Below are 13,539 nucleotides of genomic sequence, written 5' to 3' on the forward strand. Positions count from 1 at the left end.
AACATCAGGACAGTGCTGCGGCTTCCTTGGAACCGGTGTACTTCACGTAACCCTCGGCCTCGAGCAGGTTCGCGAGCTCGGGACCACCGGACTCGACGATCCGGCCACCGGCGAAGACGTGCACGAAGTCCGGCGAGATGTACTTGAGGATCCGGGTGTAGTGCGTGATCAGCATGACGCCGACCTCACCGGAGGCCTTGTAGCGGTTGACACCCTCGGACACGACGCGCAGCGCGTCGACGTCCAGACCGGAGTCGGTCTCGTCGAGGATCGCGATCTTCGGCTGGAGCAGGCCCAGCTGCAGGATCTCGTGGCGCTTCTTCTCACCGCCGGAGAAGCCCTCGTTCACCGAACGCTCGGCGAACGCCGGGTCGATGTCGAGGTCGGCCATCGCGCCCTTGACCTCCTTCACCCAGTGGCGGAGGTTCGGGGCCTCGCCGCGGACGGCGGTGGCGGCGGTGCGCAGGAAGTTCGACATCGAGACGCCGGGGACCTCGACCGGGTACTGCATGGCGAGGAACAGGCCCGCGCGGGCGCGCTCGTCGACGGACATCTCCAGGACGTCCTCACCGTCGAGCGTGACGGTGCCCGAGGTGATCGTGTACTTCGGGTGCCCGGCGATCGCGTAGGACAGCGTGGACTTGCCGGAGCCGTTGGGGCCCATGATGGCGTGGGTCTCGCCGGCCTTGATCGTCAGGTCGACGCCCTTGAGGATCTCCTTGGGAGCGTCCTCGCTGACGACCGAGACGTGCAGGTCCTTGATCTCAAGGGTGGCCATGACTTGCCGTTCTCCTGGTGGTGTAGCTAGAAGTCAGTTCGTGGTGACGGTGACGTCGACGAAGACGTCGCCGTCACGGATGTCGACGGCGTAGACGTCGACCGGTTCGGTGGCGGGCGGCGAGGAGGGCTTGCCGGTCTCCAGGTCGAAGCACGACCCGTGCAACCAGCACTCGATCCCCTTGCGGAAGACCTCGCCCTCGCTCAACGACACCGCCGCGTGCGAACACAGATCAGCGAGCGCGTGCACCCGCTCACCGTCGCGCACCAGAACCACGTCGACGTCGTCAACGCTGGCAGCGAACGGCTTGCGGTCGTCCAACGAGGACAGTGCACACACCTTGATCACGTGCCGACCGCCTCGAGCTCTGCCTCGATGGCTGCCTCCAGGCGCTCGCGCACCTCGGGGACGGCGATCTTCGCGATCAGCTCCTGGAAGAAACCGCGCACGACGAGACGCCGTGCCTGCTCCTCCGGGATGCCGCGCGCCTGCAGGTAGAACAGCTGCTCGTCGTCGAACCGGCCGGTGGCGCTGGCGTGGCCCGCGCCCTCGATCTCGCCGGTCTCGATCTCCAGGTTCGGCACCGAGTCGGCGCGCGCGCCGTCGGTCAGGATCAGGTTCCGGTTCAGCTCGAACGTCTCGGTGCCCTCGGCCGCCGCACGGATCAGCACGTCGCCGATCCACACGGTGTGCGCGCCCTCGCCCTGCAGCGCGCCCTTGTAGACGACGTTGCTGCGGCAGTTGGGCTGCCCGTGGTCGATGAACGGCCGGTGCTCCTGGTGCTGTCCCGCGTCCGCGAAGTACAGACCGAACAGCTCCGCGTCGCCGCCGCGGCCCGCGTACTGCACGACCGGGGTGACCCGGACGACGTCGCCGCCCAGCGTCACGACCGTGTGCCGCAGGGTCGCGTCACGACCGAGCTTCATGTGGTGCTGCGAGACGTGCACGGCGTCGTCGGCCCAGTCGTGGATGGTGATCACCGTGAGGTGAGCGCCGTCCGCGACGAGGAACTCGATGTTGTCCGCGTACGCGCCGGAGCCGCGGAAGTCCAGGATCACGGTGCCCTCGGCGAACTGCGAGGCCTTGACCTGGATGTGGCCGTAGGCGACGGCACCGATGCCCGCGCCGGTCACCGTGACGGTGGTCGGCTCGGACTTCGCGTCACCGGGCAGCGTCACGATCGTGGCGTTCTCGAAGGACGAGTACGCCTGCGCCGCGACGCGGTCACCGGGAACGCCGGCGGTGCCGAGCCGCGAGTCGTCACGACCCACGGTCTCGACGGTGACACCTTCAGCTGCGTTCACCTCGACGGCAGCGGAACCCGTTGCCGCAGCGCCGGAGTGCAGACCGGCAAGACGCTTGAGAGGCGTGAAGCGCCAGATCTCCTCACGACCGCCCGGTACCTCGAACGCGTCCACGTCGTAGGACGTGAAGTGCGCCGCGCGCGAGGAGACCGGAACGACAGCTCCGTGGGAGTGAGGTTGAGTCGACAGGGCGGCCATGTCAGCCGACGGCCCCTTCCATCTGCAGTTCGATCAGGCGGTTGAGTTCGAGTGCGTACTCCATGGGGAGCTCGCGCGCGATGGGCTCGACGAACCCGCGCACGATCATCGCCATGGCCTCGTCCTCGTTCAGGCCGCGCGACATCAGGTAGAACAGCTGGTCCTCGGAGACCTTCGAGACCGTGGCCTCGTGACCCATCTGCACGTCGTCCTCGCGGACGTCGACGTACGGGTAGGTGTCCGAGCGGCTGATCGTGTCGACCAGCAGCGCGTCGCACTTCACCGTGGACTTCGAGTGGTGCGCCCGCTTGTTGACCTGGACCAGGCCGCGGTACGACGTGCGGCCACCGCCACGCGCCACCGACTTCGAGATGATCGTCGAAGAGGTGTGCGGTGCCATGTGGACCATCTTGGCGCCGGCGTCCTGGTGCTGGCCCTCGCCCGCGAACGCGATCGAGAGGACCTCGCCCTTGGCGTGCTCGCCCATCAGGAAGACGGCCGGGTACTTCATGGTCACCTTGGAGCCGATGTTGCCGTCGACCCACTCCATGGTCGCGCCCTCTTCGGCCTTGGCGCGCTTGGTGACCAGGTTGTAGACGTTGTTCGACCAGTTCTGGATCGTCGTGTAGCGGCAGCGGCCGCCCTTCTTCACGATGATCTCGACGACCGCGGAGTGCAGCGAGTCGGACGAGTAGATCGGCGCGGTGCAGCCCTCGACGTAGTGCACGTAGGCACCCTCGTCGACGATGATCAGCGTGCGCTCGAACTGGCCCATGTTCTCGGTGTTGATCCGGAAGTAGGCCTGCAGCGGGATGTCGACGTGGACACCCTTCGGCACGTAGATGAACGAGCCGCCGGACCAGGTCGCGGAGTTCAGCGCGGAGAACTTGTTGTCACCGGCCGGGATGACCGAACCGAAGTACTCCTTGAAGAGCTCCGGGTGCTCCCGCAGGCCCGAGTCGGTGTCGAGGAAGATGACACCCTGCTGCTCCAGGTCCTCGCGGATCTGGTGGTAGACGACCTCGGACTCGTACTGCGCGGCGACACCGGCCACGAGGCGCTGCTTCTCCGCCTCGGGGATGCCCAGCCGGTCGTACGTGTTCTTGATGTCCTCAGGCAGGTCTTCCCAGCTCTGAGCTTGCTTCTCGGTCGAACGCACGAAGTACTTGATCGAGTCGAAGTCGATCCCAGAGAGGTCGGCGCCCCAGTTCGGCATCGGCTTGAGGTCGAAGAGCTTCAGCGCCTTCAACCGGTACTCGAGCATCCACTCGGGCTCGTCCTTCTTCGCCGAGATGTCGCGAACGACGTCCTCGCTGAGGCCTCGGCGGGCGCTCGCGCCGGCAGTGTCCGAGTCGGCCCAGCCGAACTCGTAGTTGCCGAGAGACGCAATCGTCTCTTCCTGCGTGAGCGGAGACTGCACCGTGGTGGGCGTGCGCTGCTCGGCAGCGGCAGTCATGCGGGCTCCCCTCCATCATCTGGGATGAGCTTTCCGGCAGAGCCGGGTTGAACGTTCGGGATGTGCGTCGTGCACACGGCATGGCCGCTTGCGATCGTCGCGAGGCGCTGTACGTGAGAACCGAGGAGGTTCGCGAAAGCTTCCGTCTCGGTCTCGCACAGCTGGGGGAACTCAGCCGCCACGTGAGCTACCGGGCAGTGGTGCTGGCACAACTGCTCGCCCACGCCGACGTGACGTGCCGACGCAGCGTAGCCCTCCCTGGTCAACGCGGTCGCGAGGGCCTTGGCCCGGTCAGCGGGTGTGGCCTGGGCCACGATCGCCGCACGGTGCCCCTCGACGAGTGCGTCGACACGACTCTGCGCGAACGCCTTGACCGCTTCCTCGCCACCTGTCTGGGCGAGGAACCTGATCGCGGCGACCGCGAGGTCGTCGTAGGCGTGGCCGAACCGGGCGCGTCCGGCGTCGGTGAGCAGGAAGAGCTTCGCGGGACGGCCACGACCGCGTTGGGTCTGGCGCGGCTGTTCCCTGGTGAGTGCCTCGCCGTCGGCGAGCAGCGCGTCGATGTGCCGGCGCACCGCTGTCGGGCTGATGCCCAGCTCCTCGGCAACTGCTGCCGCGGTGACCGGGCCCTGCTCCAGCAGGAGCCTGGCGACAGCACGCCGAGTCTTGCCGTCGTGCTGAGGCACGGCGTCAAGGTGGGTCTCGGCGTTTTTCACAACACCAGTGTTGCGTATTTAGCCGGAGGTCGCAAAGATCGCGGCTACAGGGTGACCTGACTCACGGCTGAACGTGGCTGGATACGCTGCCCGCATGCCCACTTCCGGCGGAGCCGTGACTCCGGAGAGCGACCTCTTGAACGGTCGAGAGCGTCGTCAGCTGGACATCGTCCGTCGCTGGGGCACGATCGGCGCGCTTCTGCTGACCGTCGGATCGCTCGGTGGCGGCGCCGCCCCGATCTACTCGCCGCTGTACGGCGTGCCTGTTCTCGGCCTCTTCTCGCGGATGCCCTCGGTCGCGATGGGGGTCGTCTGGACCGGCATCTTCATGATCGTGTCGGCCTGGCTGGCCCTGGGCCGCTTCGTGCGCCCCGGCCGCCCCCGCCTGGTCTCGCGCAGCCAGATGGACCGCACGCTGCTCATGTGGACCGTGCCGTTGGTCTTCTGCGTGCCGATGTTCTCGCGCGACGTCTACTCCTACCTCGCGCAGAGCGAGATCGCCGCGCGTGGCCTCGACCCCTACGTGCTGGGCCCGGCCAACGCTCTCGGTGTCGACCACGTGCTGACCCGCGGTGTGCCGAACATCTGGCGGGAGACTCCGGCGCCGTACGGGCCGTTGTTCCTCGCGTTCGGCCGCCTGACCGCGATGCTGACCGGCGACCACGTCGTGTCCGGCGTGTTCGTGCACCGGCTGCTGGTGTTGTGCGGCCTGGCGATGATCGTGTGGGCGCTGCCCCGGCTGGCCGCCCGGTTCGGCGTTCCCCCGGTCGGCGCGTTGTGGCTGGGCGCGCTGAACCCGCTGGTGCTCTTCCACCTCGTCATCGGCGTGCACAACGACGGCCTCGCCCTCGGCCTGATGCTCGTGGGCCTCGAACTCGCGATGCGCGGCCTCGAACCGTTGAAATGGACGTGGATCACCGGCGGCGCCGCGATCATCGTCTGCGGCGCGATGGTCAAGATCCCCGCCATGGCCGCGCTCGGCTTCCTCGGCGTGATGGTGGCCCGGAAGTTGGGCGGCAAGCTCAAACACCTGGCTCTGGTGGCCGGGATCATGACCGTCATCGCCGCCGTCGGCGTGGTGGTGATCTGCCTGGGCACCGGCTTCGGCTTCGGCTGGATCACCACCCTGGACGTCGCCTCGACCGTCAAGTCCTGGATGTCGCCGCCGACCGCGCTGGGCATCATGGGCGCGGGCATCGGCATCACGCTGGGCCTGGGCAACCACACCGACGCGATGGTCGCCGTGGCCCGCATGCTGGGCCAGGGCATCTCCGTGGTGATCACCGCCGGACTGCTCTGGCAGAGCTTCAAGGGCCGCATCAAGGCCATGAACGGCCTGGGCGCCTCGCTGGGCGCGATCCTGGTCCTCGGTCCGGTCCTGCAACCCTGGTACGTGCTCTGGGCGGCCCTCCCCCTGGCCGCCGCGGTCGTGGGCCCGAAGTTCCGCACGTTCGCCATGGTCACCTCGGCACTGATCGCGATCGTCCTGCCGCCCACCGGCTCGGCGTTCGACGGCCGCGCCTACACGATCCCGCAGGCCGTCGCGGGCGCCGTGATCACCTTCGCCGTCTGCGTCCTGATCGCCCGCAAACGCGTCGGACCATTCCTCAGGTCCGACCCCGCGTGAGGGACTGGCTCGCCCAGCAGTCCGACTCCTCGCTGGTTTCGTTGCTGGAGAGGGGAAAGGCGCTCGGATCGGGCGCGGGTGGCGGGCCGGTTCTGCTCGACGTCGACGGCACGCCGGTGTTCGCCAAGCGCGTTCCGCTGACGGATCGGGAGCTCGCGCGGCCGTTCTCGACCGCGAACCTGTTCGGGCTGCCGGTGATCTGCCAGTTCGGCATCGGGTCGCCGGGTTTCGGCGCGTGGCGCGAGCTGGCCGCGAACCAGCTCGTGTCCGGAACCCCCGGTTTTCCCGCGCTGCACCACTTCCGCGTGCTGCCGGGCCGTCCGCCGGTCGCACCGCTGTACGCCGACATCGACCAGGCCTGCGCGCGACTCGGTGGCTCGCTCGAGATCCGTGCGCGTCTCACCGAGCTGGCGGCTGCCACGCACAGCCTGGTGCTCTTCTTCGAGCACATCCCGTTCGCGATCCGCGAGTGGCTCACCGTCGAGCGCGTGCCCGAGCTGGAACGCCAGCTCGACGGCATCGTGCCGGCGCTGCGCTCGTTCGGCCTGCTGCACCTGGACATCCACTTCGGCAACATCCGCACCGACGGCTCTCGCGTCTACCTGGCGGATTTCGGGCTGGCCACCTCGCCGCGGTTCGACCTGGATCCCGTGGAGCGCGAGTTCGCACGCGTGCACGCCGGACACGACGCGGAGCTGGTCGCGGTGCACCTGGTCAACTACCTGAAGGAAGCGGGCGTGGCCGAGTCCGAGCTGCTGACGCGCCTGGAACCGACAGCTGCTCGCCTGAACGCGTTCTACGCCCGGCTGATGGGTCAGTAACCACACCCGTTCGGCGGACGACTCCTTGGTCAGGGGAAGATCGAAGCCGGAGGGGGTGATGCGGCATGACCGAGCAACAGCCCATGTCGCGCGAGGAGGTCCGGTTCGCCGTCGTGCTGAACGGCGGCGTCAGCCTGGCCGTCTGGATGGGCGGCGTCGTGCTGGAGCTGGACCGGCTGACCAGGCCGGGTTCGACGTACCAGCCACTGCTGGACCTGGTCGGCTGCACCGCGAGAGCGGACGTCATCGCCGGCACGTCGGCGGGCGGCATCAACGGGGCGGCGCTGGCGTTGTCCCAGGTCAACAAACAGGCGGATCTGAGCAGACTCCGCGACCTGTGGGCCGAGCAGGGCCGGATGGAACAGCTCCTCAGGACACCGTTCCGCGGCGAGCCGGCGTCGTTGCTCAAGGGCGACGAGTTCTTCCTGCCCCGGCTCCAGGAAGCACTGGCCCGCCTGACCACCGACTTCACCCCGACCGAGCCCGACCAGCGCCCGATCGACCTCAGAATCACCACCACGCTGCTCGGCGGCGTCCCGGAGATCACCTACGACGACCTGGGCCAGCCGTTGACGCAGTCGGTCCACCAGGGCAGCTTCAGCTTCCGCCGCGACCCCTACAGCTGGGTCAGCGAGCAGACCAGGGACGACTTCACCGCGGACACGCTCAACGACCGGGTCCTGCAACTGGCTTTGGCCGCGAGGTCCTCGGCGAGCTTCCCGTTCGCGTTCGAGCCGAGCTTCATCCCGGTGGGCGGTCAAGCCTCCCCGGAACGCCCGGACATGGCGGACGTCGCGAGCTGGTCGAACGGCGGCGACCGGAGCAGGTTCGCGGTGGACGGCGGCGTCCTGGTCAACACTCCGACCCGAGAAGCCCTGGAAGCCATCGACCGCATGCCGGCGGACGGCCCGGTGCGTCGCGTGATGCTGCTGGTCTTCCCGCACGCCGAACCGCTCGGCTCGGAACCGATCGCGGACACCCTGACCAAGGGCCCGACCACGGTCGCCTCCGGCGCCAAGCTCCTGAGCGCCATGTCCAGCCAGGCGAACCGCACCTACGTCGAGAAGATCGAGGAGCACAACCGCCGGGCGGCGAGCAGCAGGGGCGGCCGCATGGCTCTCCTGGAACGCCTGCACACCAACGACGACAACGTGGTGGACGAGGTCTACTCGTTGGCGGACAAGCTCTTCGGCCACTACGAGGACGTCGAGATCCGGCTGGCCGCACGTCAGGTCACCACCCAGCAGTTCGAGCTCCCCAGGGGAAATCCGGCCAACTGGTCGTTCGAACGCGCGCGCCGGGCGGCGGAATCCGCCCAGCGCGACTGGAAGAGGCGCCACGGCGTCCTGCCGTACGTGCCGGGTGTGAAGCTGCCCAGCCCGGTCTGCCGCGAGGGCGTCGGCTGGGAGTGGGGCATCACGATGGCCGAACGTCTTGGGGCGTCGGCACTCGACCTGCTCAAGCGGCTCGTCTGGGTCGCGCCGGACGGCAAGGCAGACCAGATCGCCACGGCCCGCCGCGAACTGCACCAGGTCCGCGCTGAACTTCGCAGGCTGAGGGGCGACCTCTTCGCCTGGAAGCCGTCCGACTCGCTGGGCCAGGAGTACTGGACCGGCCGGCTCGCGAGCTACCACGAGCACATGATCGACGGGCACCTCGGCCTGGAGGTGAAGGCGCAGATCGCGGAGATCGGCCGGATCGTCGGCGAGGCCCAGGAAGTGATCACGAGCCTCGACGGGCACCGGCTGAAGCTGGGCGGACTGATGTGCTGGCACGCGCTGCTCGACCAGCCGCCCACCGCGCAGGAAGCCGGGCTGTCGGACGCGGACCGGTGCCTCAGCAGGCTGCTCGCGCTGGAGATCGCCGGCACCTGTCTGTCCGACGACGCCTCCACGGGCCTGGACACACCGGTCGAGCTCGTCCAGGTCTCGCTGCAGACCCGCAACGCCTTCGCCCAGCAGTCGATCACCGCCGACGACAAGGCGGGCGGCGCGTCGCTGTCGAGGTTCTCCGGGTTCCTCAAGCGGTCCTGGCGGGTCAACGACTGGATCTGGGGCCGCCTCGACGGCGCCACGATGCTCTGCCGCGTGCTGTTCGACCCGCGCCGCCTGCGCAGGATGGACACGCTCGGCCGCCCCGAGAACGACCAGCGCACTCCGGAACAACGCGCGGAAGCCGTCGTCAACAGCGTCATCGAGCACATGTTCGGCCCCGAGCTGCCGATCCAGGTCGCGAACTGCGCGGTAGAAGCCAAGAAGGAGCTCCAGGGCATCTACGAGGCGGACCACGAGCTGTCGCCGTCGTCGATGAAGCTCGCCGAACTCGCCGCGTGGGGCCTGCACTGGCGCATCATCTGCGAGGAACTGCCCCGGCTGAGGGCCGCGATCATCGCCGACCGGGGCGACGGCGCGGACAAGCGCTCGCGGGGTGAGCTCTTCCTGGAAGAACACGCGGATCTGTTGCGGCGCTTGGAGTTCCCGCAGGAGCACACGGTCACGATGGGCATGGCCGCGCTCAACGCCTTCGACCGCGCGGGAATCGGTCGCGAGCCGCTCACCCAGGAAGCCGCGTCGGACCAGATGATCCGCACCGCCGCGACGGCAGCGGCTGTCGCGGTGACGGTGGCCGACTCCGAACGGGCGGGGTTCGCCGCGGTCCGTCCGGTCACCCGTGCGGTGCGAGGTGCCGCGCTGCTCCCGTACTGGACGATCACCGGCCTCACGCGCGGCGGGAACCTGGCTCAGTTCCTGGGTTTGCTGGGCCTGGCGGTCGGTGGCGCGCTGGTCGTGATGGCGTTGTTCGGCATGCTCCCGACGTGGGCCGCGGGTCCGGGCGCGGCGATCGGCGCGGCCTGTCTGCTGGCCGCTTTCGGTTACGCCGCATTGAGAAGCGGCACGATGCTGCACGGACTGGTGCTGCTCTCGCCGGTGATCCCGTTGACGGCCATAGCCGTCGACCGGCTGCCGGACGACCGCTCGCAGATCACCACGGGCACGGTCACGGTGGCCGGTGTGGCGCTGGTCGTCACGGCGCTGCTGGTCCTGGGCTCGCTACCCGCACCGATCCGCACCCCGCTCGCGGTGCTGGCCGACTTCAAGCCGCTGGAGATCATCAAACGCCGGTGGAAGCAGGCGGCGACCGCGGTCGTGGCGCTCGGGCTCGTGTGGGCGATCTGGCAGTTCGAGCTGCACACCAAGCCGTGGCTGGTGATCCCGACTTCGGTCCTCTGCGGAGTGTTCGGCGTCTACATGGCGTTGAGCGGCGGGAAGTCGCTGCAACGCTGGCGCCGGGTCGAAGGCGAGTGGGGCACCGAACGTGCGGAACCACCGGCGGCGGCGACGGCGGGCTGGGCCGCGGTCTACGGCGTCGGCTACCTCGCGGTCGCCGACGTGCTGCTGCTCATCCGGCCGGGCGGATGGGGCTGGCAGGCGATGATCGGCACGGCGCTGGCGTTCGGGCTGACGCTGCTGCTGATCACGTCCTGGTACGTGCCGCGGGTGGAACGCCGCAGGATCCGCACGCAGCTCGTCAGCGAGGCGATTCCGGCTGTCTACCCGGACGGCGGCGACATCGCGGAGTTGCTGCGCGAACGGCTGGAAGGCCACGCGTCGCTCTACCGGTTCCTCATCGAGGGAGAGGGCGAGCACCCCTCGAAGCTCACCCTCTCCCAGACCGGACTCGGTGTCGCGCAACTGATCGAGCAGAAGCTCAGGCCGCCAGTGCGATGACGGGTGCCGTGTGGCCCATCGCTCGTGCGTAGAGGGCCTCGAAGCGCTCCAGGGTCGCCGCCAGCGCGTGGTGCGAGATGATCTCGCTGCTGGCGGCGCCCATCCGGCCCCGCATGGGCTCGTCGTGCACGAGCGTGTGCAGGCGCTGGGCCAGCTGGTTCACGTCGCCGGGCTCGAACAGCCAGCCGTTGCGGCCGTGGTGCACGAGGTGCGGCAGCGCCATCGCGTTGGCGGCGATCACCGGCTTGCCCGCGGCCATCGCCTCCATCGTGGCGAGGCTCTGCAGTTCGGCGACACCGGGCATCACGAAGAGATCCGCACGGGCGTAGGCGTCGAGCAGCTCGTCCTCGGACACGAAACCGTGGAACCGCACCCGTTCGGTGATCCCGAGGTCGCGGGCCAGCAGCTCCCACTCGGCCTTGCACGTGCCGTCACCGACGATCTCGCCGAACGCGCCGGGGACCCTGGCGAGTGCCCTGAGGAACTCGTCGACGCGCTTCTCCTCGTCCAGCCGGCCGACGAACAACGCCGTGGGGCGGTCGTTGTGGGTGACCTCCCGCTGATAGCGGGCGATGTCGATGCCGCACGACACCGGCACCGCGCGTTCGGGGAAACCGCTCTCGTGCAACAACTGCACGGCACGCGGCGTCGGCGCGGTCACCATGTCGGCCCGTCCGAACACGCGCGCCAGGTCGCGGTAGGCGAACTTGCGGGCCATGCCCTGCAGGAACGCCGACACGTGCGCGTGGCTGAACAGGTTCTCCGGCATGAAGTGGTTCGTGGCGAGCGTGGGAATCCCCTGAGCGACGGCGGAGTTCAGGACGAACCGGCCCACCACGAAGTGTGCTTGGACGTGCACCACGTCCGGCTTGAGCGACTTGACCAGCTCGTCGGCCTCTTTGGCGGCCTGCCACGGCAGGCAGAAGCGGAAGTCCGGGTAGAACGGCAGCCGGTGCGATCGCAGCCGGTGCACGGTCACACCGTCGATCTCGGTGGCCTTCGGCGAGTCCGGGGCGATCACGTGGACGTCGTGACCGCGGGACGCGAGGCCCGAGGCGAGGCGCTGGGCGAACCGCGCCGCTCCGTTGACGTCCGGCGGGAACGTGTCGGCGGCGATGACGACGCGCAGCGCGCTGGAGGTGTTCACGGGAAGCTCCGATCGAGTGGTTGCTTGAGGTTCACGGGCGAGGGCGAACACACCGCTGGCTGCGGCGAACGCGCAGGCGATCAGCGCGGCACCGGTCCACGGGGACAGGTGCGCGGCCTCGCCGAGCAGGAAGGCGCCGATGCCGACCGCGACCAGCGGATCCACCACGGTCAGGCAGGCGACGGCGAGATGAGGGGGCCCGCCGGCGTAGGCGTGCTGGACGAGCCAGCCGCCGACGGCGAGCGAGAGTGCGATGCCGAGCACGGACACGAACTGCGCGAACCCGAAACCGCCCTGCTGCACCGCTTGGGACACGGCGCGCATGAGCACGGACACGTACCCGTACGCGACACCACCGGCCGATGCGAACGCCACGGCTCGTGTCCGCGCATTGGTCGTGAGGGCGGCAATGACTCCAGGTACGGCGATCGCCCCGATGACTATTAGTCCGGCCGTGAGCTCGGCATCGGGTGCGATCTGGGTCGCAGTCGCACTGCCGGATGCGAGGAACACGAACGCACCGACACCCACGGTCGTGATCAGGATCGCCGGCAGTTCGCTCATGCGACGGTCCATGAGCGCCGTTATGCCGATCGCTACGACGCCGATCGGCTGGACGACGGTGAGGGGTGCCATGCCGAGCGCCGCGGCGTGGATCGCGGCACCCGCGACGAGCAGGGCGAGGCCTGCCAGCCAGCGCGGCTGCTTGAGGACGCCGACCCGTGCCCCGGTCTCCGCGACCGCGTCGTGCTGCAGGCGGGCCGCAAGCGCGAAGCACACGGCGCCGAACACGGCGAGCGTGATGGCGAGCATGGTCATGTCGTGCGCCTCACCTGTAGTGCCGCGATGGCGAAGAGAAGTCCGTAAAGGGATGCGAACAAAACGCGTTCAGTCAGTCCGCGCGCCTCAAAACCGGCGAACGAAACGTGGCTGACCAGAAAAGCCGCACTCGACACGCTCGCCGTTATTGCGATACCGAGAAGGGCCGGAAATTTCTTCGCGATGAGCACACCCGCCGCCGGCAGCGCCACGAACATGACCGCGCCCGCGTACCGGTGGACGTAGCCCGACAGGCTCGTCGGCGCACCCGTCGGGTCGGTCGGGAAGATCGTCGACACCGTCAGCCCCGCCGACCAGATGGCGATGAGCCACCGCGCTGACCTGCCCACTTGCTTCAGGTTGACAGCAAGTAACGCGGAGATGGCCGCCAGGCTGAGAGACGTCGCGGCCAACCACTCCGTGCCGTTGTGGACGAACACGTAGTCGCTGATCACGTCGGTGACCGGGTTGAGCTGCCCTGCCGACACCACATGCAGGTAGAAAATCGGGACCAGTGAGAACACCAGTCCCCAGATCACCAATCCCCGTCTGTTCGCCCCCTGCTCGAGCATGCCAAAAGTCTCTTGTGCTCCCGATGATCAACCAATGGGGAACTCCCCCGAGCAAACCCTGAGGTGTCCCTGAGTGCCCGGGGTAGGGACAGCCCCACCTTTTTCAGCCCTCCTTCAGGAAACGGCCGCACGCGGGGACCTTTCGTACGCTCCAGCCGCACGCGGGGACCCCGCGTCCCGTCCAGCCGCACGCGGGGAGCTTCCGTCCCGTCCCACCACACGCGGGGAGCTTCCGTCCCATCCCGCCACACGCGGGGAGCTTCCGTCCCGTCCCACCACACGCGGGGAGCTTCCGTCCCGTCCCACCACACGCGGGGAGCTTCCGTCCCATCCCGCCACACGCGGGGAGCTTCCGTCCCGTCCCACCACACGC

At 68.7% G+C, this 13,539-nt stretch carries 10 protein-coding genes; 3 read left to right on the plus strand and 7 right to left on the minus strand.

Features of this window, described 5'->3' with window-relative positions:
• Positions 1 to 4: 4 nt before the first annotated feature.
• Genes sufC through ABZX92_RS33140 form a run of 5 tightly spaced genes read right to left on the minus strand, consistent with a single transcriptional unit; the run spans position 5 to position 4,422 of the window.
• On the minus strand, positions 5 to 778 hold the full coding sequence (gene sufC / locus ABZX92_RS33120; RefSeq protein WP_355568142.1) for a Fe-S cluster assembly ATPase SufC: 774 nt from the start codon (positions 776 to 778) through the stop codon (positions 5 to 7).
• A gap of 33 nt (positions 779 to 811) precedes the next feature.
• On the minus strand, positions 812 to 1,126 hold the full coding sequence (locus ABZX92_RS33125; RefSeq protein WP_355568145.1) for a non-heme iron oxygenase ferredoxin subunit: 315 nt from the start codon (positions 1,124 to 1,126) through the stop codon (positions 812 to 814).
• On the minus strand, positions 1,123 to 2,280 hold the full coding sequence (gene sufD / locus ABZX92_RS33130; RefSeq protein WP_355568147.1) for a Fe-S cluster assembly protein SufD: 1,158 nt from the start codon (positions 2,278 to 2,280) through the stop codon (positions 1,123 to 1,125). The genes ABZX92_RS33125 and sufD overlap by 4 nt, the downstream gene beginning before the upstream one ends.
• Before the next feature lies 1 nt (position 2,281).
• Positions 2,282 to 3,736 (minus strand): Fe-S cluster assembly protein SufB, encoded by a 1,455-nt coding sequence (sufB, locus tag ABZX92_RS33135; protein WP_355568149.1) that lies wholly within the window; start codon positions 3,734 to 3,736, stop codon positions 2,282 to 2,284.
• A complete protein-coding gene (locus ABZX92_RS33140; protein ID WP_355568152.1) occupies positions 3,733 to 4,422 on the minus strand; it encodes a metalloregulator ArsR/SmtB family transcription factor in 690 nt (229 codons plus the stop codon). The genes sufB and ABZX92_RS33140 overlap by 4 nt, the downstream gene beginning before the upstream one ends.
• 124 nt (positions 4,423 to 4,546) lie before the next feature.
• On the opposite strand from ABZX92_RS33140, the gene mptB reads away from it, so the two are divergent.
• The 3 genes from mptB to ABZX92_RS33155 all read left to right on the plus strand — a co-directional run bounded on the left by mptB (position 4,547) and on the right by ABZX92_RS33155 (position 10,628).
• Positions 4,547 to 6,079, plus strand: a complete 1,533-nt coding sequence (gene mptB / locus ABZX92_RS33145; RefSeq protein WP_355568154.1) for a polyprenol phosphomannose-dependent alpha 1,6 mannosyltransferase MptB — start codon at positions 4,547 to 4,549, stop codon at positions 6,077 to 6,079.
• Positions 6,076 to 6,900 (plus strand): serine/threonine protein phosphatase, encoded by an 825-nt coding sequence (locus ABZX92_RS33150; RefSeq protein WP_355568157.1) that lies wholly within the window; start codon positions 6,076 to 6,078, stop codon positions 6,898 to 6,900. Before mptB ends, ABZX92_RS33150 begins: the two co-directional genes overlap by 4 nt.
• 65 nt (positions 6,901 to 6,965) lie before the next feature.
• Positions 6,966 to 10,628: a patatin-like protein gene (locus ABZX92_RS33155; RefSeq protein ID WP_355568160.1), complete on the plus strand. Its 3,663-nt coding sequence runs from the start codon at positions 6,966 to 6,968 to the stop codon at positions 10,626 to 10,628.
• On the opposite strand, the gene ABZX92_RS33160 is transcribed toward ABZX92_RS33155, so the two are convergent.
• Positions 10,609 to 12,594, minus strand: a complete 1,986-nt coding sequence (locus tag ABZX92_RS33160) for a glycosyltransferase (protein WP_355568162.1) — start codon at positions 12,592 to 12,594, stop codon at positions 10,609 to 10,611. The genes ABZX92_RS33155 and ABZX92_RS33160 overlap by 20 nt on opposite strands.
• Positions 12,591 to 13,166 carry a DUF998 domain-containing protein gene (locus ABZX92_RS33165; protein ID WP_355568165.1) on the minus strand — a complete coding sequence of 192 codons (576 nt, stop codon included), beginning with the start codon at positions 13,164 to 13,166 and terminating at the stop codon, positions 12,591 to 12,593. The genes ABZX92_RS33160 and ABZX92_RS33165 overlap by 4 nt, the downstream gene beginning before the upstream one ends.
• Positions 13,167 to 13,539 lie beyond the last annotated feature (373 nt).

It is taken from the genome of Lentzea sp. NPDC006480, assembly GCF_040611995.1.
Taxonomy (GTDB): Bacteria; Actinomycetota; Actinomycetes; order Mycobacteriales; family Pseudonocardiaceae; genus Lentzea.

What these genes read in the sequence shown, in the direction of transcription:
- sufC (WP_355568142.1), bottom strand. Translation starts at nt 778, where the DNA reads ATGGCCACCCTTGAGATCAAGGACCTGCACGTCTCGGTCGTCAGCGAG.
- sufD (WP_355568147.1), bottom strand. Translation starts at nt 2,280, where the DNA reads ATGGCCGCCCTGTCGACTCAACCTCACTCCCACGGAGCTGTCGTTCCG.
- sufB (WP_355568149.1), bottom strand. Translation starts at nt 3,736, where the DNA reads ATGACTGCCGCTGCCGAGCAGCGCACGCCCACCACGGTGCAGTCTCCG.
- mptB (WP_355568154.1), top strand. Translation starts at nt 4,547, where the DNA reads ATGCCCACTTCCGGCGGAGCCGTGACTCCGGAGAGCGACCTCTTGAAC.
- ABZX92_RS33155 (WP_355568160.1), top strand. Translation starts at nt 6,966, where the DNA reads ATGACCGAGCAACAGCCCATGTCGCGCGAGGAGGTCCGGTTCGCCGTC.
- ABZX92_RS33160 (WP_355568162.1), bottom strand. Translation starts at nt 12,594, where the DNA reads ATGACCATGCTCGCCATCACGCTCGCCGTGTTCGGCGCCGTGTGCTTC.
- ABZX92_RS33165 (WP_355568165.1), bottom strand. Translation starts at nt 13,166, where the DNA reads ATGCTCGAGCAGGGGGCGAACAGACGGGGATTGGTGATCTGGGGACTG.